Source organism: Ruegeria sp. BB1, assembly GCF_056539465.1.
In genome coordinates this window covers 498541-522658 of sequence record NZ_JBQFVB010000001.1, presented here as the reverse complement: position 1 = coordinate 522658, position 24118 = coordinate 498541, and the positions used below count along the sequence as shown (strand labels likewise).

General features: G+C 57.1%; 20 protein-coding genes. 14 read left to right on the top strand and 6 right to left on the bottom strand.

Annotated elements, in window-relative coordinates:
• Together ACR0AL_RS02645 and ACR0AL_RS02640 are read right to left on the bottom strand one after the other, a co-directional pair.
• Nucleotides 1-1902: a multiheme c-type cytochrome gene (locus ACR0AL_RS02645; protein WP_480661868.1), complete on the bottom strand. Its 1902-nt coding sequence runs from the start codon at nucleotides 1900-1902 to the stop codon at nucleotides 1-3.
• A complete protein-coding gene (locus ACR0AL_RS02640) occupies nucleotides 1899-2765 on the bottom strand; it encodes a YihY/virulence factor BrkB family protein (RefSeq protein ID WP_170505797.1) in 867 nt (288 codons plus the stop codon). Before ACR0AL_RS02640 ends, ACR0AL_RS02645 begins: the two co-directional genes overlap by 4 nt.
• A gap of 156 nt (nucleotides 2766-2921) precedes the next feature.
• On the opposite strand from ACR0AL_RS02640, the gene ACR0AL_RS02635 reads away from it, so the two are divergent.
• From ACR0AL_RS02635 to ACR0AL_RS02600, 8 genes are all read left to right on the top strand, one after another.
• Nucleotides 2922-4007: an AI-2E family transporter gene (locus ACR0AL_RS02635; protein WP_170348779.1), complete on the top strand. Its 1086-nt coding sequence runs from the start codon at nucleotides 2922-2924 to the stop codon at nucleotides 4005-4007.
• Nucleotides 4008-4010: 3 nt separating this feature from the next.
• Nucleotides 4011-5120, top strand: a complete 1110-nt coding sequence (locus tag ACR0AL_RS02630) for an acetoin utilization protein AcuC (protein ID WP_480661866.1) — start codon at nucleotides 4011-4013, stop codon at nucleotides 5118-5120.
• Nucleotides 5121-5239: 119 nt separating this feature from the next.
• Nucleotides 5240-6217 (top strand): AAA family ATPase, encoded by a 978-nt coding sequence (locus ACR0AL_RS02625; protein WP_170375422.1) that lies wholly within the window; start codon nucleotides 5240-5242, stop codon nucleotides 6215-6217.
• A gap of 18 nt (nucleotides 6218-6235) precedes the next feature.
• Nucleotides 6236-7183, top strand: a complete 948-nt coding sequence (locus ACR0AL_RS02620) for a DUF58 domain-containing protein (RefSeq protein WP_480661863.1) — start codon at nucleotides 6236-6238, stop codon at nucleotides 7181-7183.
• Nucleotides 7180-7656 carry a DUF4381 domain-containing protein gene (locus ACR0AL_RS02615; protein ID WP_480661861.1) on the top strand — a complete coding sequence of 159 codons (477 nt, stop codon included), beginning with the start codon at nucleotides 7180-7182 and terminating at the stop codon, nucleotides 7654-7656. Before ACR0AL_RS02620 ends, ACR0AL_RS02615 begins: the two co-directional genes overlap by 4 nt.
• Complete coding sequence (locus ACR0AL_RS02610; protein WP_480661859.1) at nucleotides 7653-8636, top strand: vWA domain-containing protein; 984 nt, start codon at nucleotides 7653-7655, stop codon at nucleotides 8634-8636. Before ACR0AL_RS02615 ends, ACR0AL_RS02610 begins: the two co-directional genes overlap by 4 nt.
• Nucleotides 8633-10138 carry a VWA domain-containing protein gene (locus tag ACR0AL_RS02605; RefSeq protein WP_480661857.1) on the top strand — a complete coding sequence of 502 codons (1506 nt, stop codon included), beginning with the start codon at nucleotides 8633-8635 and terminating at the stop codon, nucleotides 10136-10138. The genes ACR0AL_RS02610 and ACR0AL_RS02605 overlap by 4 nt, the downstream gene beginning before the upstream one ends.
• Nucleotides 10135-11364, top strand: a complete 1230-nt coding sequence (locus tag ACR0AL_RS02600) for a hypothetical protein (protein ID WP_480661856.1) — start codon at nucleotides 10135-10137, stop codon at nucleotides 11362-11364. Before ACR0AL_RS02605 ends, ACR0AL_RS02600 begins: the two co-directional genes overlap by 4 nt.
• A gap of 3 nt (nucleotides 11365-11367) precedes the next feature.
• Here ACR0AL_RS02600 and ACR0AL_RS02595 read toward each other — a convergent pair whose 3' ends face one another.
• Nucleotides 11368-12027: a Crp/Fnr family transcriptional regulator gene (locus ACR0AL_RS02595; protein WP_254429480.1), complete on the bottom strand. Its 660-nt coding sequence runs from the start codon at nucleotides 12025-12027 to the stop codon at nucleotides 11368-11370.
• Nucleotides 12028-12246: 219 nt separating this feature from the next.
• Here ACR0AL_RS02595 and ACR0AL_RS02590 point away from each other — a divergent pair, with 219 nt between their 5' ends.
• From ACR0AL_RS02590 to cls, 3 genes are all read left to right on the top strand, one after another.
• Nucleotides 12247-13857, top strand: a complete 1611-nt coding sequence (locus ACR0AL_RS02590) for an arylsulfatase (protein ID WP_480661854.1) — start codon at nucleotides 12247-12249, stop codon at nucleotides 13855-13857.
• 69 nt (nucleotides 13858-13926) lie between these two features.
• Nucleotides 13927-14901: an HAD family hydrolase gene (locus ACR0AL_RS02585; RefSeq protein WP_170375439.1), complete on the top strand. Its 975-nt coding sequence runs from the start codon at nucleotides 13927-13929 to the stop codon at nucleotides 14899-14901.
• 23 nt (nucleotides 14902-14924) lie between these two features.
• Nucleotides 14925-16337, top strand: coding sequence for a cardiolipin synthase (gene cls / locus ACR0AL_RS02580; RefSeq protein WP_480661852.1), 1413 nt, complete (start codon nucleotides 14925-14927; stop codon nucleotides 16335-16337).
• Here the strand turns inward: cls and ACR0AL_RS02575 are convergent.
• Nucleotides 16334-16768, bottom strand: coding sequence for an ion channel (locus ACR0AL_RS02575; RefSeq protein WP_170348790.1), 435 nt, complete (start codon nucleotides 16766-16768; stop codon nucleotides 16334-16336). The genes cls and ACR0AL_RS02575 overlap by 4 nt on opposite strands.
• Nucleotides 16769-16919: 151 nt before the next feature.
• Between ACR0AL_RS02575 and ACR0AL_RS02570 the strand changes: the two genes are divergently transcribed.
• Genes ACR0AL_RS02570 through ACR0AL_RS02560 form a run of 3 tightly spaced genes read left to right on the top strand, consistent with a single transcriptional unit; the run spans nucleotide 16920 to nucleotide 21008 of the window.
• Nucleotides 16920-17567 (top strand): ABC transporter ATP-binding protein, encoded by a 648-nt coding sequence (locus ACR0AL_RS02570; RefSeq protein ID WP_170348791.1) that lies wholly within the window; start codon nucleotides 16920-16922, stop codon nucleotides 17565-17567.
• Nucleotides 17564-19978: an FtsX-like permease family protein gene (locus tag ACR0AL_RS02565; protein ID WP_480661850.1), complete on the top strand. Its 2415-nt coding sequence runs from the start codon at nucleotides 17564-17566 to the stop codon at nucleotides 19976-19978. The genes ACR0AL_RS02570 and ACR0AL_RS02565 overlap by 4 nt, the downstream gene beginning before the upstream one ends.
• Entirely contained in the window at nucleotides 19968-21008 is a 1041-nt protein-coding gene (locus ACR0AL_RS02560; protein ID WP_480661848.1) for a lipocalin-like domain-containing protein, read from the top strand. The genes ACR0AL_RS02565 and ACR0AL_RS02560 overlap by 11 nt, the downstream gene beginning before the upstream one ends.
• Here ACR0AL_RS02560 and ACR0AL_RS02555 read toward each other — a convergent pair.
• Nucleotides 21005-21436, bottom strand: coding sequence for a universal stress protein (locus ACR0AL_RS02555; protein ID WP_170348794.1), 432 nt, complete (start codon nucleotides 21434-21436; stop codon nucleotides 21005-21007). The genes ACR0AL_RS02560 and ACR0AL_RS02555 overlap by 4 nt on opposite strands.
• Nucleotides 21433-24042 (bottom strand): TRAP transporter permease, encoded by a 2610-nt coding sequence (locus tag ACR0AL_RS02550; protein WP_480661846.1) that lies wholly within the window; start codon nucleotides 24040-24042, stop codon nucleotides 21433-21435. Before ACR0AL_RS02550 ends, ACR0AL_RS02555 begins: the two co-directional genes overlap by 4 nt.
• Nucleotides 24043-24118: the final 76 nt, after the last annotated feature.

Below are 24118 nucleotides of genomic sequence, written 5' to 3'. Positions count from 1 at the left end.
TTACGGGGTCAGCTGAGCCTTGAGCTGCAGCAATCCCGGATCTTCGGGCAGTATGTCTAGCCCCTCTTGCAGTACGGTGCGCGCGGCCTGTGGCCCGCGATTAATCTGCGCCAACTGCACCAACATCGGCCAGGCCTCGGCACGCTGTGGGTCCAGGGTGACAACTTCGCGAAAGGCTAGCTCAGCCGCAGGTGCGTTGCGGAACGTCAACGCCATTCCACCCAAAACAAGATGGGTTTCAGGGAAATCCAGCCGGTTCCCGATTGCACCCTGCCATTCGGCCATGCTCTGCGCCACTTGTGTTTGCTGCTCCGACGTCAGCGCCTGAGCCGGAATGTTCAGGAACTCTTTGGCTGCCGAAATACGCACGTTGCGCATCGGGTCAGAAAGCAACGGTTCCAACCGCCCTACCCGGTCCGGCAGCGCTGCCTCACGTTGCAACGCTGCTGCGTTGGCGCGCACTAAGGGGTTAGTGTCCGACAACAATGGTGCCGTTTTTGCCGCAACCTCGGGCGAGGCGAAGGGCTGCAATAGATACGCCGCCGTGGCGCGCACGATGCCAGCCATGTTTGGGTCAGTCGCTATTTCCAGCAAAGCCTCTGGCCCGTCAGCCTGCCCGGTCAGAGCCACCTGAAACGTCGTCCCGAAATGCTCACGACGTTGGGTGGAGTCAGGAAACCACCCTTGGATTTGTCCCGCGGCCCAGGCTTGATCTTCGGATTGGTGGCAATCGGTACAGGCGTCCTGCCCCAACCCCAGATCAGGGCGCGGGATGCGAAAGCTGTGATCGCGTCGCCAATCGACACCCATATATACCCGCTCGATCATATGACAGGATACGCACTGGGCGCCTGCGCTGTCGTCCGGGTGATGATGATGCGCCGGTGTATCGTAATCTTTGGCCGTCAGGGTCGGGAAAACTGGATTTCCCGCCGGGGAATGGCACTGGGTACACACGCCATTTCCCTCGGCCTTCAGCTCGGCGCTGTGCGGGTCGTGGCAATTCATACAACCGACGCCCTGCGCATACATCTTGGACTGCAGGAATGAACCGTAGACGTAGACCTCGTCCAAAATCTGGCCGTCAGGGTGATAGAGGCCTGGGCGTAGCACCGACAGGTTATAAGCGTCATGATAGGGCGTTCCCGGCACCGGGTTTCCATCGCCGTGTGCTTCACGCCGGGAATGACAACCGGCGCATTGCTGGATTTCCGCCTCAGTCTGGCCTTTTCCCCAATCCATGGTGAACCCAAACGCGCTCAGATCAGCGCTGATGTTATCTCCTTGCGTCCAGTCGATATGGGCCGAGGATGGGCCATGGCAGGCCTCGCACCCGACCCCAATCTCAACCTGAACTGAGCTGTAATTGCGGGTCTGCCCATCGTAATTCTTTTCAAACCCTGTAGCGTGGCATTCAGCGCAACGAGCGTTCCAGTTCTTATACGGCCCGGTCCAGTGCAGACCATCATCCGGGGGAAGGTCCTGATCGGGATAGAGGTGATACCAGCGTTGTTCGTCCGTATCCCAAACCACATCGAAACTCTGCAAACGACCGGACTCGGTTTCGAACAGGTATTGCTGCAACGGTTCAATACCGACCACCGAATGCAGATCGTAAAGGGTTGTAGTGCCATCCTTTTCGGTCACACGGGCTTGCACCATATCGCCTGTCTGGCTGAACTCGACAGACATGTCGTCATGATCATACCGCGTTCCGTCAAAATCAGCCGCGACGTGCCCGTCTTCTACCTTGGTCCAGGCCAAAGCGTGATGGGATGCAGACCAGGCCTCGGCCTCAGCCTTGTGGCACGCGATACATTGGTCCGAGCCGACATACTCGGGCGATTGAGCAAATGCGTAAACCGGTGCCAGCACCCCGAAAAGGAATACTGCCGCCCTCATGCCGCTTGCCCGTCCAGCTCATCCTGCATATCCATCAACGCCCCGTTATATTCGGCACCCAGGATCAGCATCGCGGCACACAGATACAGAAAGATCAGCGCGGCCATCGCCCCGGCCAGACCTGCGTAGGTGGCGCTGTACGAGGCGAATTGCGCGATATAAACCGAAAACCCCCAACCTCCCGCAGCCCAAAGGGCAAGCGTCAGCACAACGCCCGGCAGAATCTGGCGCAGCTTGTGCCGTCCCGTTGGCAAGACCAGATGTGCCAGGACAACAACACCTGCGGGAACGGCTACCGTGAAAGTCCAGCGCAGACGATCCACCGACAACCAATCGGACACGTTCACATCCGTCTTCTCGGACACCAACTGCGTATAGACTGGCAGAACCACTTCGACCGCCGCTATGATCATGATTGTAAGACCACCAACAATCACCAGCACCAGACACAACAGCCGCGTTTTCCAAAACGGCCAGCTGTCGTGGTCGTGATAGGCTTGATTCATGGCCTTGCGCACGGCCAATACCCCGTTTGAGGCAAAAAACACCGCCAGCAAACCGCCCAAAGTGATTACCCCTGAACCAGATTCCGTCAGGACCGAGCGCAGTTCAGCCACAATCGGCCCGGCCACATCTTTTGGCCAGGCACCAAAAATCAGCTCGATCAATTCGTCAGTGACGTAATCCTGTGACAGTGAACCTGCCAAAGCCACGGTAAACAGGGCAAACGGAAAAAGCGCCAACATTAGAGACATGGCGACATGGCTGCTCATGACGAAGCCGTTCTTGGCGTCAAAGCGGACAATAGCCACCCAAAGTGCCCGAACCGGTCGGCTCAAATAAGGAATCACACGCGCGTTCATTCCCAAAGCCTAACCTGCCTGTGGCACCCAAAGAACCGGCAATCCCGCGATCTACCCAAATAATCTCAGACAAAGGTTTGGACGCATTGCATAATCCGGCTCTGCTGTGCAGGATCGCTATGCGCGCTAAGGACAGTTCCCGAGACAGGCCAAGCTATGACACTGGACAATGACGAAACCACAACACCGACAAAGCTGAAGCTTTCCGTTGTGCGCGACGTGTCGATTGTGGCAACGCTGCTGGTGCTGGGGCTATACGCTGGTTCCGCGTTTCTGATCCCGCTGACAATGGCCTTGCTGGTCAATGTTCTGATCATCGCACTGAGCGACCGGATCATCGCCCTGACCCGCATGCCGGTGTGGTTGGCCAATGTGGCCGGTGTCACCGTCGTTTTGGCCGGGTTGTTCGTGATCATGTATATTTTGGGCAGTCAGGCCACCCAATTCGCCCGCACGATCGGCACTTACGAAAACCAATTCGACGAGACGGTCAACCGCGTCACCGGTTGGGTTGGCAATGACGTGACCACATTTATCCGCGACAACCTGATCAACATCGACATGTCTTATATCGCGCGCGTTCTGTTGGGCAGCGCTACATCCCTGCTGAACCAGTTTTTCCTGATCAGCCTATATGTCGCCTTCCTGATGGCCGAACGATTGGCCTTTCGCAAAAAGATCCAACTGGCCGCGGGCGATCCCAAAACAGGTATCGAATTCGCTGCCATTCTGGATGCGATTTCGTTCAGCCTGCAACGCTATGTCGGTGTGAAAACACTGATCAGCCTGATCACAGCAAGCATCAGCTACTCAGTCTTCAAGATACTTGGACTGGAATTCGCCGAGACCTGGGCCGTCCTGACCTTCGCCCTGAACTTCATCCCGTCTATCGGCTCGATCATCGCGGTGATCTTCCCATCCCTGATCGCGTTAGTGCAGTTTGAAAGCATCGGACCATTCCTGATGATCATCTTGGGCTGCGGCACGCTTCAATTCCTGATCGGCAACTTTCTAGACCCCGCACTGCTGGGACGTTCGCTGAATATGTCCACCTTTCTGGTCATTCTGGCGCTGATGTTCTGGACCACGATTTGGGGTTTGATCGGGGCGTTCCTCAGCGTGCCGCTCACCGTTTGCATCCTGATTGTCTTTAGCCATATTCCGGCCCTGCGTCCGATTGCGATCCTGATGTCTCTGGACGGAAGGCTGGGGGAAGACATCCGCCATGGTGTCGCTAGCTAGACGATGCCTGCGCCCCTGTTCATCGGATCCGAGATCTATCGCAGCTCGACCTATGGTTCAAAACACCCGCTGGCCATTCCGCGCGTGTCTACCGTCATGGATCTGTGCCGGGCGCTAGGGTGGTTGACGAGTTCGAACTATCGCGTCAGCCCGTGCGCAAAACCTGCTGCACTTCACGCATTTCATACACCCGATTATATCGAAGCGTTGCAACAGGCTGAGCGGGATCAGGCCGTATCGGATGAAACGCGGGCGAAATACGCGCTGGGCACATTGTCGAACCCAGTATTCACCGAGATGTACAGACGTCCCGCCACCGCCGCTGGTGGATCAATGTTGGGTGCAGAGCTGGTCCGTGATGGAGGCATCGTCTACAGCCCGGCCGGCGGCACGCATCACGGCCTGCCGAACCGCGCCAACGGGTTTTGTTATCTGAACGACCCGGTTTTGGCGATCCTGACCTTGCTGAAGAACGGCCTCGACCGGATCGTCTATGTTGATATCGATGCGCATCATTGCGACGGGGTCGAGGCCGCCTTTCACGGTTCAACTAAGGTTCGCATGATCTCGGTTCACGAAGCGCGGCGTTGGCCGTTCAGCGGAACTTTGACCGACGATGCAGGTGGGGCCGCGTTCAATCTTCCAGTTGGGCGAAACCTCAATGATGACGAATTCGATGCCATTCTTGATCAACTTATCCTACCCGCGACCGCATCATTTCGACCACAGGCCATCGTAATGCAATGCGGCGCGGATGCCGTGACCGAGGACCCGCTGTCGCGTCTGACGTTGTCAAACAACGCCCACTGGCGCACCGTTGCCAACCTGCGCGATATGGCGCCCCGACTGTTGGTCCTGGGCGGTGGGGGATATAACCCCTGGTCCGTCGCACGGCTGTGGAGCGGCGTTTGGGCGACCCTGAACAAGATCGACATACCCGAGACACTGAATGCCACAGCGCGATCGGTGCTGGGTGACCTGACCTGGAGCCGCGCGGCTGGCAAACGCCCTCCGCGACACTGGTTCGAAACCTTGTGCGACACGCCGAACTACGGCGATATTCGCCCCGAATTGCAGAACGACCTGCAACAATTAGCGGCCCGGATTTCATAGTGGATTGGTGGCGATAACGCTGCTAACCTTCGATCATTATTAAATATTCCTGACCATTCCGCTTCGGCGCAGCCCTGGTATGTCTTTTTCTGACATCTGGCCACGATTGGACCAAGTAAATGAATGCACTTAATCAGATAAATGATCTCAAAGCTCGCATGGGCAAGTCAATTATCGGGCAAGTCGAGGTAATTGACCGGCTGCTAATTGGATTGCTGGCGAACGGAAACCTATTGATCGAAGGTCTGCCGGGTCTGGCAAAAACTCGTGCGGTCAAAGCCATGGCGCGCAATCTTGATGCAGATTTCAGCCGGATACAATTCACACCAGATCTGCTGCCATCCGACGTAACCGGCACCGAAGTATTCCAACAAACCAGTGACGGCGGCACGTTCCGGTTCGATCCTGGCCCGATCTTTGCCAACATCGTGCTGGCCGATGAAATCAACCGCGCGCCTGCCAAAGTCCAAGCCGCGCTGTTGGAGGCGATGGAGGAACGGCAAGTCACCGTTTCAGGCACCACACACAAAATGGAGCCTTTGTTCATCGTGATGGCTACGCAAAACCCGATTGAGCAAGAGGGCACTTATCCCCTGCCCGAAGCGCAGATGGATCGGTTCCTTATGCACGTTCAGATCACCTACCCCCCGGTCGAAGACGAGGTAGAGGTTATACGGCTGGTGCGCGGTGAAGAAGTCGCCGCCGGGACCGGCGTATTCAGAAAGACCCGAACCCCGATCCCGCAAGACGCCGTTTTTCAGGCACGGCTCGAGATAGGGCAAATTCATGTGTCCGACGCAATGGATCGATACATGGCTGATTTGGTGCAGGCGACCCGCACACCCGAGAAGTTCAGCGATGAACTGGCCAGTTGGATTGAAATTGGTGCCAGCCCACGTGCCTCGCTTGCGCTGGACAAGTGCGGACGCGCGCATGCCTGGATGAATGAACGCGATTATGTGGACCCCGCGGATATTCGCGCCGTTGCCCACGACGTGTTCCGCCACCGCATCACGCTTAGCTTTGAGGCGCAAGGAAGCGCCAAAACACCGGATGACGTGATAACGGAAATCCTGCGCCTAGTGGCGCTGCCCTGATTGATCGGAGAGAAGTTCGTGGCCCAGACCGCCACATATCCTAATGACCCACGCATTCATGTGGATGCCCAACACCTGTTGCGGCTTGGCGCGAAGTCGCGCGCGCTCAGCCTTTTGCCGAGACAACCTGCGCGCTCAATCCTGAATGGCCGCCATGCGTCACGGCTGCGAGGGCGCGGTCTGAATTTCGAAGAACTGCGCGGCTATCTCCCTGGCGATGACATACGGACTATCGATTGGAAAGTGACGGCGCGCACCGGAAAACCTCATGTTAGGGTCTATACCGAAGAACGGGATCGCCCTGCCCTGCTGTTGGTCGATCAACGCGTTTCGATGTTTTTCGGTACCGAAGTGTATATGAAATCAGTCATCGCCGCCGAGGCCGCCGCGATTGCGGCCCATCGCGTCCTGTCGCAAGGTGACCGTGTCGGCGGCATCGTCTTCGGCGACACTGATCTGGCCGAACACCGCCCGCAACGCCGCGCCGCTGCCTTAACGCGGTTCTTATCGTCGGTCGCTGCGTTGAATGGCGATTTGAACGCGTCCTTGCGTCCCAAACCGACCATCGCGCTGAATGACGTGCTGAGACAGGCAGTCGGTATTGCACATACCAACGCGTTGATCTGTGTGTTTTCGGATTTCGATGGTCTGGACAGGGCATCAGAACGCCTGCTGAGCCGCTTAGCGCAATCCAACGACCTTATTCTGTTCAATATTTCCGACCCTAGTGCGCATCAACTGACCGCAGGCTTGAAGATGACGGTTTCGGATGGGACGAAACAAATCGAGCTCGACAGTTCCGACCCGGACCTGTCCAGCCGTATCAAGGCTGCAATGGATAATAGGTTGGCGCAATTGCAACACTGGTCACGGCGCTATGGCTTCCCGATTGTCCCGCTGACAACGTCCGAGCCGGCCCTTGATCAATTGCTGAAATTGTTCGGCCATCCCGGAGGACGGACATGAGCGTCGATGTGGACGGCAAATCCCTCGTCGAACTGCTCGACATGCTGGTGCCCGCACCTGCGCCCGAGCCAATTCCAATGACACCGCAGACCTGGGGTTGGCTGGCTCTTGCAGTCGTTGTAGTGGCAGTCATTGTTGTGGGACTTCATTTGTTTCGCGGACATCAGCGATCCAACGCATACCGACACGCCGCACTTGCCGATCTACAAGCCGCGAACGATGACCCTGCAAAAGTCGCAGAGATTTTACGCCGTACGGCACTTGTTGCATATCCACGCGCGAAGGTTGCCAGTTTGCATGGGCAAGAGTGGCTAAACTTTCTACAGCAAACTGCTGAAAAAATGCCAGTTTCCTCTCCGACATCTCGCCTACTACTCGAAGGGCCCTACAGAATAAGCCCATCAAGTCCGGAACTGTCACATATGGCACGGGTCTGGATACAAAGCCACAAACCTGAAGGAGGGCGCAGATGATTTCATTCGCCGCGCCCTGGGTTTTTCTGATATTGCCCTTGCCGCTGTTGGTCTATTGGTTTGTTCCACCGCATCGCGAACAAACCAGCGCAATTCGCATCCCGTTTTTCCGCCATGTCGCCAAGGCTGCAGGGGCTGATCCGCAATCGGGGTCTATGATCTCACAGCGGTCAATGCTGCAAGCATTCGTGGCCACCTTGATCTGGCTGCTGCTTGTTACAGCCCTTGCTCGTCCTGAAAAACTGGCTGATCCTATTGTCGTCGAAAAATCTGCGCGGGACGTTGTGTTGGCTCTCGACATCTCAGGGTCGATGGATCAACGCGACTTCCAATCCACAGATGGAACGCCCAAGCAGCGCCTTGCTGCTGTCAAAGACGTGTTGCGCGCATTTATTGCCGAGCGTCAGGGTGACCGGATGGCGCTTATTATCTTTGGTACCCGCGCCTTCGTACAGGCACCATTTACCGAAGATCTTAATAGTTTGAATGGGTTCCTGGATCAAACTCAAGTCGGCATGGCGGGTCCGAATACGGCTTTGGGTGATGCGATCGGGCTTGGAATACGTATCTTTGACTCAAGCGAGGTAGATCAGCGTTTGATGATTGTACTCAGCGACGGCGCGGATACGTCCAGCCGCATGACGCCCGCCAACGCTGCAGCCATCGCAGCGGATAAAGGTGTGGTCATTTATACCATCGGCGTTGGTGATCCTGACGCCACTGGCGAAGACCGTGTGGATCTGGAAGCGCTGCAAGCCATCGCGGATCGTACTGGTGGCCAGTATTTCTTTGCCAACGATCAGGCCGCGCTGAGCGACACATACCAACGAATTGATGAGCAAAACCCCAGAATTGTCGAAACCCAAAGCTACCGCCCACGCGAAAGCCTGACGCATTACCCGTTGCTGATGGCGCTGATCGTTTTTCTTTGCAGTTCGACCGGCTTTCATTTCGCACATCGTCACAGGAGAGCGACATGATCGACGCTGTGACTGAATTTCATTTTATCAGAATAATTTACCTTCTGTTCCTAATCCCAATTGCAGGGCTGTGGTGGGCGATCCGCCCGAAACGCAAAGGGCTATCTGACCTGCCTGCTGGTATAGCTCCTCATTTGGCTAAAGCACTTTTGTTAGGTGCCGAAGCAAACCGCCGGATCTATCCGATCGACGTTGCCATGACCGTCGCCGTTCTACTCACGCTGGCCGCTGCTGGTCCGACCTGGACGCGGGCGGCCAACCCCCTGATCGCGGATACGGCCCCCCTGGTGATTGCCTTGAAAGTTACCGATAGCATGGAGGATACCGATCTGACCCCGTCGCGCCTGCAACGGGCGAAATTCAAGATCACCGATATCATCAACGCACGGGCTGGCGCACAGACCGCTTTGATTGCCTATGCAGGCTCATCGCACCGGGTTGCACCCCTGACCGAGGATGCGAACATCTTGCGTCCATTGCTGGAGGGCCTGACCCCTGCCGTGATGCCAAAGTCCGGAGATGCCGCAGGAGACGCTTTAGTACTGGCGCAAAGCATCTTGGATGAAAGTCAGACACCAGGCGCAGTGCTGTTTGTTCTGGATGATCTAGACCCCTCGCAGATTCCAGAATTCGAAACCGCGTCATCACAGATGTTTTTTCTGACTATGCTGCCTAACAGCCAGGAAATCGTTCAGCTCAACAACCTGAAAAACGCCGAAGTGGTCCCGTTTTCAACTGATGACCGGGATGTCACGCGACTGCTGAGGCAAATACAGACAGCTTATGTCGATGCTCTGGATGACGGGGACCGGCTTGATTGGCAAGACCGAGGGTGGATTCTGGCCTGGCCAGCTGCGCTGTTGTCCCTTCTTTGGTTCAGGCGGGGTTGGGTTATCCGGTGGGCCATGCTGGGGCTATTCCTTGTTCAACCGTCTGGCCCGGCCAATGCCGACGGATGGCGCGATTGGTTCCTGACGCCCGACCAACAGGGCCAGATCGCCATGAACCAAAAGCGCTTTGCTGATGCGGCAGAGTTGTTCGAAGACCCATATCACAAAGGTTACGCTCGTCTAAAAACAGGCCAATACCCCGAGGCCGCGGCGATCTTTGCGGAACTTAAAACGCCTGAAGCAGCCTTCGCCGAGGGAATGGCACGCATCCGAAACCGGGAATACAGACCAGCTATTTCGGCCTTTGAAACTGCGTTAGAGCGTCGCCCTAACTGGCCGGATGCGCAACATAATCTTGAAGTTGCCACGGCCATTTTGGACTATGTTGAAACCACTCGCGAACAATCTGATACCGGTGAAGAGGCAGGTATCGGCGCGGATGACACCGTATTCGACAACGACGCAGGTCGGGGCGAAAACACAACCATTCAAGCCCAAACCGACGGCAGCCAGCCCCTTTCCGCGGATCAATGGATCAGCGCCATCGACACAGACATGCAGGACTTTCTGCGCAATCGGTTCTTGTTGGAAAATCAGGAGCGAACGCAATGAAGCGCCTTCTCCTCCTGCTGCTTTTGTTACCCAGCGCAGTGCTTTCGCAAGGAACAACTGCAATCCAACCTCAAGTGACGGTGGAGACGCCGACCGAAAACGTGATCGTGGGGCAACCGGGGATCGTGCGCATCAAGGTACTGGTTCCTACGTTCATGCCGTCTCCTCCCGTCTTCCCGTCATTGGAACAGGAAAACCTGTTGGTCCGGCTTCCTGAACGCGCATCAGGTCCCGTCAGTGAGCCCGTGAACGGTGAAACATGGTCCGGGGTTCAGCGCAGCTATCGCATTTACCCTCTGCTTGCCGGGCAAATCAGCCTTGGCGTCACCGACATGAAGGTGACGTTTGCCGACCCTGAAACGAATGCTCCAATACAAGTCTCGGTCCCGCTTTCACCGATCGCAATCAATGCTGTTGTCCCAGACGGTGCAGCCAATCTGAACCCTCTGATCATCGCGACGGGTTTTGAATTGGAGCAAGAGGTTGAGGGCGTGACTGAGATGCAGGCCGGAGATGCGATTACACGGCGGTTAACAGCGCGTATAACCGGCACCAGCCCGATCCTTATTCCGAAACTTATTCCTAAATATCAAGAACCTCTGCTGCGCCCTTACCCCAAGGAACCACGCTTAACTGAAACCGAGGATCGAGGTATTCTGTCCGGCCAACGGGTCGACGAGGTAGTGTACCTTGCCCAAGATGGCGGCCAAGCGCAGCTGCCGCCCGTGTCCATCCAGTGGTTCAATCTGTCAACTGACGCGGTCGAGACAGTTGAAGTACCGGGTGTGGATCTGACGCTCACCGCGCCCAGGTCGAACCCTCTGTCGACGGACAGGATGGTTGAATATGCGCTTTGGTTGGGATTGGCGGCAATTGTTTTTTGGGCGTCTTTGCGTTGGGGCACACCGCGCTTTCGCACTTGGAAAGACGCGCGGCACCAAGCATATCGCGCATCGCCTGCATTTGCTCTGGCGGAATTGCAACGCGCGCTAAAGGCCCATGATATTTCCGCAGCTTATTCAGCGCTGGAAACCTGGAAAACCCGCAGCAGTGATCCACAAGGGTATCGGGAACTTGAGGCACAGTTGGCAAGGATTGGATGTGCACGGTATGCATCTGATATCAATCGGAAAACACCGGATTGGTCCGCTGCAATTTCGGCCATGAAGGAACTTGCAGAAACCCCACAATCGCAGGCTCAACCGCTTCCACCGTTGAATCCTTAACGCTTAGGTCTGGCAGTTCGCGATCAGCGCCTGTCTGTTCTTCAACCGCACCCGTCCATAGCCGAGTTCAATCAAGTCCAAGTCAGCAAGGCGGTGTAGGCTGCGATGCAAAGTAGGTTGTGACACAGCGATCATCTCGGCCAATTCTTCCTGTGACACGACGATCCATCCATCACATTTCGAGGTGCCTTCATCCAGATGCAGCAGCCTGAGAACTAACCTCTTTTCGCTGCCCGTGACCGCCAGGTTTGCCATGATCCGAAGGGCGGTCTGCATATTCTCGTGGGTCAGCGCGTAAAAGTCCCGAACGTAGTCAGGCTTGGACTGAACCAACTTGGTCACGCGGCCGTTTGGGAAGTATAACGCGTGCGTCTCTTGCGTCGTTACGACACTAATCAGACGCGGTTCATCCGCAAACAACGCCAGATCCCCGACCCAAAACCCCGCGCCTTCGCGATGCAGAACGAATTCCTGCCCGTCATCCGCCGGAGCGGTGATCTGCACGCCACCGCTGAGGACAGCAAAGACCCCGTTGGACGGATCGCCATGGTGATACAGCGTTTCCCAGGCTTCATAGGTTTTCGGGACCCCGCACTCCAACAAATCACGCTGAAATGCGGCGGAACGTTTGCTGAACCAGCCTCCGCCCTGCAAGAGTTTCATATTATTCGCTTTGTCAAACATTAGAATTTTTCAATATCATCATATGATGAGTTTTCAATCTCATTGATCGCCTAACCTGAGCACGCTCGATTCCCCTACGGGTGATGTAACGCCGTTCAGAAATCGACCATTTCTTGGCAGCTTATTGGCTGAAACAGCCAGCCTCCAACTAATTTTCACCTCCGGGTTTTTTCGACCCTTTCAAATCAGGAGTACATCATGTCACCACCACGTTCGATTGCATACAGTTGGCGCAGTGGCTTGCGCCGAGTTGCTGTGGCTACATTCGCCGTTGCGTTGGCAATTCCCGCCTGGGCGCAGGAACAAAAACCCAACATCCTGGTCATCTGGGGGGACGATATTGGACAATCCAATATTTCGGCCTACACGATGGGTTTAATGGGGTATCAGACGCCCAATATCGATCGCGTCGCCAAGGAAGGGATGATCTTCACCGACTATTATGGCGAGCAATCCTGCACCGCGGGCCGGTCATCCTATATCATGGGGCAATCAGTATTCCGGACCGGGTTGTCCAAGGTTGGATTGCCGGGTGCCGATCTGGGTATGCAGGTCGAAGATCCAACCATCGCAGGCTTGTTGAAGGACCACGGCTATGCTACTGGTCAATTTGGTAAAAACCATCTGGGCGACAAGGATGAGCATCTTCCGACAAATCACGGATTTGATGAATTTTTCGGAAACCTGTATCACCTGAATGCCGAGGAAGAACCGGAAAATGAAGACTATCCCGGCGACGCGGTTCTGGCCGATGGGCGCACCTTCCGCGAAGCGTATGGCCCGCGTGGTGTAATCAAATCCAAGGCGGACGGCACCATAGAAGACACCGGCCCCCTGACCCGCAAGCGCATGGAGACGGTAGACGAAGAGACCGTTGCCGCTGCAATTGACTTCATCAAGCGAGCCCATGAGCAAGGCCAGCCTTTCTATGTCTGGTGGAACGGCACTCGGATGCATTTCCGCACCCACGTCAAGGATGAGATGCGCGCGCAAGCGAACGATATCATTGGTGGCGTTGCAGACGAATACACAGCGGGCATGATTGAACATGACATGCATGTGGGGCAGTTGCTGGACCTGCTGGATGAGCTTGGAATCGCAGACAACACGATCGTCCACTATTCCACCGACAACGGACCGCACATGAACACATGGCCGGATGCTGCCATGACACCGTTCTGGGGCGAAAAGAACACCAACTGGGAAGGCGGATGGCGCGTTCCATCGATGGTGCGCTGGCCCGGCCAGATCGAAGCTGGTTCGGTCACCAATGAGATCGTGCATCACATGGACTGGCTGCCGACCTATCTGGCCGTCGCTGGTGATCCAGAGATCAAGGAAAAGCTGAAGGCTGGCTATAGCTCCTCCGGCATGGGCCGAGATTACAAGGTGCATCTGGACGGCTACAACATCCTGCCTTTGCTGACTGGTGAGGCCACGGAAAGCCCCCGACGTGAAATTTTCTATTTCTCGGATGACGGTGACCTGACCGCGCTGCGTTTTGACGATTGGAAGCTGATCTTCCTAGAGCAGAAGGCATGGGCCACCCTGCGCGCCTGGATCGAGCCCTGGACCGAACTGCGTATTCCTCTGATCGTGAACCTGCGTCGTGATCCGTATGAGCGCGCGTATCGGACCTCCAACACCTACTATGACTGGCTGTTGGACCGGGCTTATTTCCTGGTGCCAGCACAGCAATATGTCGGGTCTTTCTTGGAAACCTTCCAAGAGTTCCCGCCACGCCAGAAAGCGGCAAGCTTTAATCTGGATCAGGTGATGGAGAAACTGGTCACGCCGACCAACAACTAAGCCCCTCGCAAGCTTAGGGTCGCCGGTTCAACGGCGGCCCTTTTCACGTTGAAGAAAAAGGAATTTCTCATGAAGACCGCCCTTCTCGCTGCTGCCGTTTTCATGGCCCCGTCGATTGCCCTGGCCGACCCGCTGCCCAGTTGGGGAACCTCTGCGTCGAAGGATCAGATTGTTGCTTTTGTTGACGCCGTCACCGATCCGGACAATCCCGATTACGTGACACCAGCAGACCGGATCGCCGTGTTCGATAATGACGGGACGCTTTGGGCGGAACAGCCGGTGTATTTCCAACTGACCTTCGCCATGGACCGCCTTGCCGAAATGGCCGCGGCTGATCCTTCGATCCTGACCAGCCCAACGCTGGAAGCTGCGGCCAAGGGGGATATGGAGGCCATCGCGGAAGGCGGCCATGAGGCCTTGATCGAAGTCCTGAATGCCTCGCATTCCGGGGTCAGCGTCGAAGAGTTTCAGGCCTCGGTCACCAAATGGCTGGACACCGCGCGTCACCCCGATACCGGGCTGCCCTATGACCAGATGACTTATCAGCCAATGGTGGAACTGCTACGCTATCTCAGGGATGAAGGGTTCCGCACTTACATCGTTTCGGGCGGCGGACTGCATTTCATGCGCGTGTTTGCCGAGGACGCCTATGGCGTGCCGCCAGAGCAGGTACTGGGCACCTATACTGCCACCACTTATGAAACGGCCGAAGGCAAACCCACGATCATCAAGGCACCCGGCATTGCTTTTATAGACGACAAGGAAGGCAAGCCGATCAATATCGAACGCACCCTTGGCAGGCGCCCCATTCTGGCCGGTGGAAATTCGGACGGGGACTTTGCCATGCTCGAGTGGACAACCGCCGGGCACGGACCGCGTTTGGGCGTCCTGATCCATCACACCGACGCTGAAAGAGAATGGGCCTATGACCGTGAAAGCCCGATCGGAAAACTGGTCGACGGGTTGGACAAAGGCCCCGATATGGGCTGGGTCATCGTGGATATGGCGCAAGACTGGAATCGCATCTACACTGGGTCGGAATAAGGCACTCAGAGAACGATAACCTCATGTGGACATTACTTGTTTCCGCTGCCGTCCTCGTCCTGTACGTTACGGCTGTGGTTTTTGCCATACGGGCGGCGCAGACCGCCCGAACACCGCAGGGCGCGGTTGGCTGGGTGGTGTTTCTGATCTCAGCCCCGATGCTCGGCGTACCCATGTATTTGTTTTTGGGCCACCACCGATTTCGCGGGTATCGCATTGCGCGAAAACACAGCGAACGCGTCGTCGAAGGCATCAAAAGCTTTGCAGATTTTTCAATGCCCGAGCCCGGCTCGATGCCGTTCAAACCACGGCCATTCGAGGTTCTGGCGCATCTGCCAGTATCGCGTGGAAACGGTGCCAATTTGCTGATCGACGGCAAGGCCACGTTCGATGCCATTTTCGAGGCAATCGAAGCCGCGCAAAGTTATATCCTGATCCAGTTCTACATTGTCCGCGATGACGACCTGGGCAAACAGTTGCAGTCCAAACTGATTGCCGCAGCCGAGCGTGGTGTCTCGGTCCGCTTTATGACCGATTCCGTGGGCAGTTATGGTCTGCCGACCGCCTACCTTGACACCTTGCGCGCCGCTGGGATCGAGATTGCCAACCCGCGCGACCGGCGCGGACCGCAATATCGCTTTCAGCTAAACTATCGAAACCACCGCAAGACCGTAATCATTGATGGTGAAACGGGCTTTATTGGCGGTCACAATGTAGGGGTCGAGTATCTGGGCCAGAGCAAACATTTCGGCCATTGGCGCGACACTCATCTGAAAATGACCGGCCATATCGTCCGTCAATTACAGTTGATCTTTGTCGAGGATTGGCACTGGGCCCACGAAGAAGATCTGATTGATCAGCTCAACTGGGCCGGATCAGAATCCGAACAGGACATGAATGCCCTGCTGGTCGCCACCGGTCCAGGGGACGACACGGAAACTGGTGCGATGATGTTTTTCTCGGCCATCACTGCAGCCAAGGAAAGGATATGGATCGCTTCACCCTATTTTGTGCCTGATATCGACGTCATGACGGCCCTGCAGCACGCTGCCCTTCGGGGTGTCGATGTGCGCATCCTTGTGCCAGAAGTGATTGACCACCGCCTGCCTTGGCTGGCTGCCTTCGCTTATTTCGACGAAATCCGAGACTGCGGTGCGCGGGTGTTTCGGTATACCGAAGGGTTCATGCATCAAAAGGCATTCGTGGTCGATGACACGCTGGCTGCTGTGGGAACGACCAATCTGGACAACCGATCATTCCGGCTGAATTTCGAAGCAATGGCACTGTTTTTCGACCAACGCGCGGCTGAGGCGGTGGACAAAATGCTGCGCGACGATTTTGAAAACAGTTATGAATTGACCCGCAAACTGCCCGAACAACCCGGCTATATTCGGTTCGGCTCGCCGCTTGCGCGCTTGTTCGCACCCATCCTCTAAGACATCAGCTCTTCTTTGAAAACCTGGGTCATCAGCGCAACCATAAAGGCCGTCGACAGGCCAAACGCCAGCAAACCTGTGACCGAGGCAAACGCGCCGAATATGCGCAACGGTTCACCCAACACAATGTCGCCGTACCCCAGGGTAGTGAAAGTCACCAACGAGAAATACAAGGCCGAATTCCAGTCAGGCAGAACATCCCCCAACACCCAGACGATCGCCCACAACCAGACTTGAAACGTGTGAATTGCAACGATGAATGCTAGCGCAATACAGATGGGACCGGCGATGGCAAGAAACCGTTTCGTGTTCTCAAGCCGGGGTACCGCGTGCCGGATGACCTGCGTACACCACGTCAAAAGGATGATTTCGATTAGGAAGCAAATCCCCAGATAGATACTGCCCCAAACAATCTGCTGCGCTAGTGTCATAAACTCGTATCCCGGCCCGGAGAAGTTCTGACACAATGGCGACTTAACCAAAAAAGAACAAGGCTGTGACAATCGCAAAAGATTGCGCCCGGACGCTGGACTCTGTGGGGTGGCGTTGCACATTGTGACAGGCACTGTCCAAGGGGTTTGCATGCTGCTGAATATCGACAAGGTCCAGAAATCCTATCCCGGCGGGCGGCCGGTGTTGCGCGATGTGTCACTGACGCTGGATCAAGGACAGACGCTGGCTCTGACCGGTGAAAGCGGCAGCGGCAAAAGCACGCTTTTGAACCTTGCTGCCGCTTTGGACAGCTTTGACGGCGGTGAGATTACGCTGGACGGCACCGCCCTTTCTTCGCTGGATGACCGTGGTCGGGCCGCATTGCGCCGTGAGAGCGTGTCGTTGGTGTTTCAGCAATTCAATCTGATTCCATCGCTGACGGTCGCTCAGAACCTCTCATTTCACGCCCGATTGGCGGACCGTGAAGACACCGACTGGACTGCGCAACTGGCTGAACGGCTTGGTTTGTCCGACTTGCTGACGCGCTATCCTGAAAACCTGTCAGGCGGTCAACAACAGCGCGTAGCCATCGGCCGCGCCATGGCCCCCCGGCCAAAGCTGTTGCTGGCGGATGAACCAACCGGCAATCTGGACGAAACCGCCAGCGCGACCGTGCTGGATCTGATGCTCTCGCTAGTTGCCGAGACAGGCGCCGCCTTACTGTTAGTTACGCACTCGCCAGACATCGCGGCGCGTCTGGATCGGCGGGCGCATCTGACCGGTGGCCATATCGCATGACTGGGGCAATCATACAGGCCTTGCTGTCGCATTGGCGACGTCACTGGCTGCAACTGGCAACGCTGTTGATTGGCATCGCGTTGGCGACCGGGCTGTGGTCGGCGGTGCAGGCCATCAATGCCGAGGCGCGCGCCAGCTATCAACAGGCCAATGATCAGCTTGCGCTGGGTCTGTTTGATGAGCTGCGCGACCCGTCCGGCCCGATCCCGGTTGAGCGTTATGTCGCGCTGCGCCGTGCAGGTTGGCAAGTGGCAGCTGTTTTGGAAGGCCCCCTGCGGATTTCGGGACGCACGGTACAGGTGATGGGCGTTGACATGGTCGCCTACCCGGCCCTGCCCGCCGTGACCCAGATTGAGCAAAGCGAAACGCCCCCCGACCCGGCCGACATGCTGACCGCACCGGGCCGCTTGCTGGCTGCGCCTGATCTTGCACAGGTGCTGCGCGGGCAAAGCGGTCTGCCGCCGATTCTAACCTCTGACACGGTTCCGCCTGATCTGATCCTGACCGATATCGGCGCTGCCGAGACACTTCTGGACAAATCCGGGCAGATCTCGCGCCTGATAGTGCTGCCCGATCAGCCGCTTGGCGTGCCTCCGCTATCCGAGATCGCGCCTGAACTTGAACGGAGCGCAGCTTCGGCGCAGTTGGATGCAGCCAGTCTGACAGATAGTTTTCACCTGAACCTGACCGCATTTGGACTGCTGTCCTTTGCCGTCGGTCTTTTTATTGTTCATGGCACCGTCGGGCTGGCCTTTGCGCAACGGAGGGCGATGATCCGCACCCTACGGGCTCTGGGTGTCTCAATGCGGCGTTTGATCTGGGTGATCATGGCTGAATTGACCGCGTTGGCCCTGATCGGCGGCACCTTGGGCCTGATCCTTGGGTTCTTTCTCGCCGGAGCGCTGCTGCCTGACGTCGCGGCCACTTTGCGCGGGCTTTACGGCGCACCTGTCGACGGGCAAATGTCCTTGCAACCGCGATGGGCGCTGGCGGGGCTGGCGATGGCATTGGCGGGCACAATGTTTGCCAGTGGCCACGCCTTGTATCGATTGGCGCGTATGCCCTTGCTGACTGGTTCCGGGGTTCAAGCTTGGCGTGGTTCAGCCTTGGGACAACGCAGCGCGGGCCTGATCGGTCTGGCCCTGATCGGGGGTGGCTTTGGCATAGGGTTTGCCTTTAACGGGTTGGTTGCCGGGTTTGTGATGGTCGGCGGCATTCTCACCGGAGCGGCACTGACTCTGCCCTATCTTCTGTCCCTCGCCCTGTCGGTTTTTCATCAGCGCGCCCAAGGGCCGATCGCACAATGGGTCTGGGCCGATATGCAGGCGCAATTGCCGGGTCTGTCTTTGGCTTTGATGGCACTGCTGCTGGCTTTGGCCGCGAATATTGGTGTCGGAACCATGGTTTCCAGCTTTCGCCTCACCTTTGTTGGCTGGCTGGATCAACGCCTGACGTCCGAGATTTACGTGACAGCCACTGACAACCAACAAGGTCAACAGATTGCCCAATGGCTAGGCCCGCAGGTGGACACCGTGTTGCCAATCCGCAGCGTTGAACTGACCCACGAGACCGGGCCGTTGTTCTTATACGGAATTGTGGACCACCAGACTTACCGCGATCACTGGCCTCTGATCGCCTCGTCAGATGATGTCTGGGATCGCGTCCTGACGGGTGAGGCCGTTTTAATCAACGAACAGCTCGCCCGCCGTGCGGGTTTGTGGCCTGGGGATTCGCTGACCCTGAATGCAGGGCATGCGCTGACCGTGGCAGGTGTTTATTCGGACTACGGCAATCCGACCGGTCAGGCGATCGTATCAATGCCGCAGCTTGACCAAATTGCTCCGGGGGCTGACACCCGCCGGTTCGGTATCCGCCTTGCACCCGAGCGCGCCACCGAAGTAACGCAGGCGTTGCGAGACCAGTTTGACCTGCCTCGGCGGGCCGTCGTGCAACAGGCCGCCATGAAAGCGCAATCGCTGGCGATCTTTGACAAGACCTTTGTGGTGACTTCCGCACTGAACGTGCTGACACTGGGGGTGGCGGGATTTGCCATCCTGACCAGTTTGCTGACCTTGTGGACGCAGAGGCTGCCGCAGGTTGCCCCGGTTTGGGCGTTGGGGCTGACACGTGCGCAACTGGCACGGCTAGAGGTGTTGCGCAGTGTGCTGCTGGCGGCATTGACGGCCGTGCTTGCCTTGCCACTTGGGTTGGTTCTGGCCTGGGCGCTGTTGGCGGTGATCAACGTACAGGCTTTTGGCTGGCGACTGCCGATGTTTCTGTTTCCTGCTGATTGGGTCTATCTGTTTGTGCTGACCCTGCTTGCCGCCTTTGCCGCCGCAGCCCTGCCCGCGTTGCGCTTGATGCGTTTGCCACCCGCCGACCTGCTGAAGGTATTTGCCAATGAACGTTAAAGCTTGGCTGTTTGTCCTGATCCTATTGCTGCCCTCTGCCTTGCACGCGCAGGGTTATGCCGGGCTGGGCGGTTCAGCCGACGGGTTCGACATCCCCAAACCAGGTTACCAGTTCGAATTTCCGCGTGATCACGGCCCACACCCGTCCTTTCGGATCGAGTGGTGGTATCTGACTGCCAACCTGAGCGGAGAAGACGGGCGCGATTACGGCATTCAATGGACCTTGTTCCGATCCGCCCTGAAACCGACCGAGGCCGAAGGTTGGCAAAGCCCTCAGCTGTGGTTGGGCCACGCTGCTGTGACGACTGAGGAAGCGCATTATTTTGCCGAACGCCTGTCGCGTGGCGGCATCGGTCAGGCTGGGGTGACTGCCGAACCATTCGAGGCCTGGATCGACGAATGGCATATGCGCGGGCCTGATCCCAGTGCCTTGTCCTTGTCCGCGAGCGGTGCCGAATTTTCCTATGACCTAACCCTGACAGCCCAAGGTCCACTGGTGTTTCACGGAGAGGACGGATACTCGGTCAAGTCCGCCGATAGGCAGGCCAGCTATTACTATTCTCAACCCTTCTATGACGTCGAAGGTTTACTGCGCCTACCCGATGGAGATGTCGCTGTCACCGGTCAGGGCTGGTTGGATCGTGAGTGGTCCAGCCAGCCTCTTGCTGCCGATCAAAGCGGATGGGATTGGTTCTCGCTCAGCTTTGATGATGGCAATAAGCTGATGGCATTTCGCCTACGCGGCGGGCGCGGGGATTTCACAGCGGCCACTTGGATCACAGCAGATGGCACCGCTACGCCCCTGCCCGATGGCTCCGTTTCGTTCGCACCGTTGGATACGGCAAGAGTCGCTGGTCGGGACTTGCCCATCCAGTGGCGCGTGACAATGCCTGATCGCGATTTGCAGGTCGACGTATCGGCGATCACACCCGATGCCTGGATGGCGACGCGGTTCGAATACTGGGAAGGCCCCGTAAGGGTCTCAGGCAGCCACTCTGGGCGCGGCTACCTTGAGATGACCGGATACTAGCGTACCACGTAAACCGAGACTGTGGAATGCCGCACGACCCGCGCCGCGTTCGGACCCAGAAGATAGTCCTTGAGGTCCGGTTTGTGTGCGCCGATCACGATCAGATCGCTGTTCGCGCTTTCAGCGGTCTTCAATATCTCCTGATAGGCTGTTCCGGTGGCGACGACGTGGCGGATTCTCTCGTTCCGCTCTGCACCCAAAGTTGCCGTACACATATCGGTCAGTTTGGTATGCGCCTCATCCAACGCCTTTTCGTGGAAATCCGGTTGGAAAAAGCCAGATACCCAGCTTTCCCCAAAATCCGGCAACACAGTCACCACGTCCAACTGCGCATTGTCCTGTTCAGCCAAAGCCGCCGCGGTCTTCAACACATGTACGTCCAGATCGCCATTGCTGATATCAACGGCACAAAGAACAGAGTTTGTCATGCGGGCACCTCTTGTCTGGCGGCGCGGCCGCGTTGAAGGAAAGCGATCAGCCCCAGCAGAATCATCGCCGGGATATAGATCAATTGCTTCGGCGGCTGACTGGATGGCAGGCTGACCGAGGTCAGACGTACCGCGTCATCCGCGTAATAGTCGAAGTTATCCAACTCATCCGCGACCGGGGTGCCAAACAGCGGTTCGTCCAGTTTGACCAGACCGTCCTCTTCGATCAGCATCAGGCCCATGGCGTCCACACGCGCGGCGCCACCCTCTTCGCTGCCAACCGGCACTACGACCGTAGTGTCCGTCATCTCCAGAGTGTCAAAATCAGGGCCGCTTACGACAAGGCGGACTTCTGTTCCCGGCGGCGTTTGTCCGATCGTTTCAACGAAGGCCGACGGTTCAACCGACGCATAGGGCGGTGAAAGCCGATCCATGAAGAAGTCGGGCCGGAACAGCGCAAAGGCAACGAAGATCAGCGCGACGCTTTCGTAAATACGGCTGTGCGTCACGAAATAACCCATTGTCCCCGCAGTAAAGACAAGGATGGCTATGGTTGCGAATATCGCGACGGTTATCCCTTCAACCCAGGTGACGTCGATCAACAGCAGGTCCGTGTTGAAGATGAACACAAACGGAAGTGCCACGGTGCGCAGGCTGTAGAAGAACGCGGTGAAACCGGTTTTGATCGCATCGCCGCCTGACACGGCTGCCGCTGCAAAGCTTGCCAATCCGACCGGCGGCGTCACGTCCGCCATAATCCCAAAGTAGAAGACAAACAGGTGGACGGCGATCAGCGGCACGATCAGGCCACTCTGCGCGCCTAGTTCGACAACCACGCCGGCCATCAGCGAGCTGACAACGATGTAGTTCGCCGTGGTCGGCAGGCCCATGCCCAGGATCAGGCTGAGGATGCCAACCATCACCAGCATCAGGATCAGGTTGCCGCCCGACAGGAACTCGACCAGATCGGCCATCACCTGCCCGACACCAGTCAGGGTAACCGTGCCAACGATGACACCTGCAGTCGCGGTAGCAAGGGCGATACCGATCATGTTGCGCGCGCCGTCAATCAGGCCCTGCCAAAGGTCGGCGACACCATCGATAAAGCTGGCGTTCAGGTTACTCTGCCCTCGGAACAACGCCTTGAGGGGCTTTTGAGTCAGCAGGATCACGAACAGTAATGCGGTGGCCCAAAACGCTGACAAACCCGGCGATTTCTGTTCGATCATCAGGAAATAAACCAGAACGATGATCGGCAGCAGATAGTGCAGCCCGGCCTTATAGATATCGGCGATAACCGGCAGCGTTACTTCTTTGGCATTCGGATCATCAGGTTCCAGATCCGGCACCTGAGCCGCCAGATACAGCAGCACCACATAGACCGCGCAGACAATCAGGCTCAGGACCAATCCGGCCGCCGAGGGCACCCAGCTGGTGACCGCATCGACCGGGTATTGCGAGCCATAGCAAAGCCCCGCAAACACAAGGAAGAACATCAACATTCCGACGACGGTGCGCGCCAGATGGACGTCGCGATCACCCAGTGTGGGCATGTTCCGCTTCACCGCTTCAAGATGAACGATATAGACGAGCGCGATGTAGGAAATCGCCGCTGGCAGGAACGCGTGGGTAATCACCTCGACATAGGAAATGCCCACATATTCCACCATCAGGAAGGCCGCAGCGCCCATCACAGGCGGCATGATCTGGCCGTTCACTGAGGAGGCAACCTCGACCGATCCGGCCTGTTCACTGCTGAACCCGACGCGCTTCATCAGCGGGATGGTGAAGGTACCGGTGGTCACAACGTTGGCGATGGACGAGCCCGAGATCAGGCCGGTCGCTGCCGAACCCACAACGGCGGCCTTGGCCGGACCACCGCGCAGGTGGCCGAGGGCACCGAACGCCATCTTGATGAAATAGTTCCCTGCCCCGGCCTTATCCAGCAACGCGCCGAACAACACGAACAGGAACACGAATTTGGTGGAAACACCCAGGGCGATGCCAAACACGCCCTCGGAGGTGATCCACATATGGCTCATGGCCTTTTTCAAGCTTGCGCCCTTCCAGCGGATAACCTCGGGCACCCATTCAGATGAGCCAAAGAACACATATGCCAGAAAGATCGTCGCGATAATGGCCATTGCAGGCCCAAGCGCACGGCGCGCGGCCTCGAACAACAGCAGCAGGCCGGCCAATGCGACCCACTTGTCAGTGTCATCCGCAAGACCGCCTGCATCGACGATCTTTTCGTAGAAGAAGTACCCGTATAGCGCAAGAAACGCGCCAGCGACCCCCATTATCCAGTCCTGAACCGGGATATAGTCACGCGGGCTGGACTTCAGCGCTGGATAGGCCGCAAAGGCCAGAAACATGGCAAAGGCCAGATGAAACTGACGTGCATTATTCACGACGCTGCCCGGCAACACATAGTTGGCGATAGGTGATGCTAAAAGCACCTGAAAAATCGACCATATCGCCGCCACAACGGCCAGAAAAATCCCGACATTGCCGACCGGATTACGCCCACCCGCATCGGACGAGGCTACCAGTTCCTGCAGCTCTTCTTCGGATAGCGGACGATTGGATTGTGTGTCGGAACTCATGCAAATGTCTCCCCGTCGTGGCCATTTTGGCCTTTTGAACCACCCGTTATTTTGCGGGCTTTAGGTTGCAGGGCGC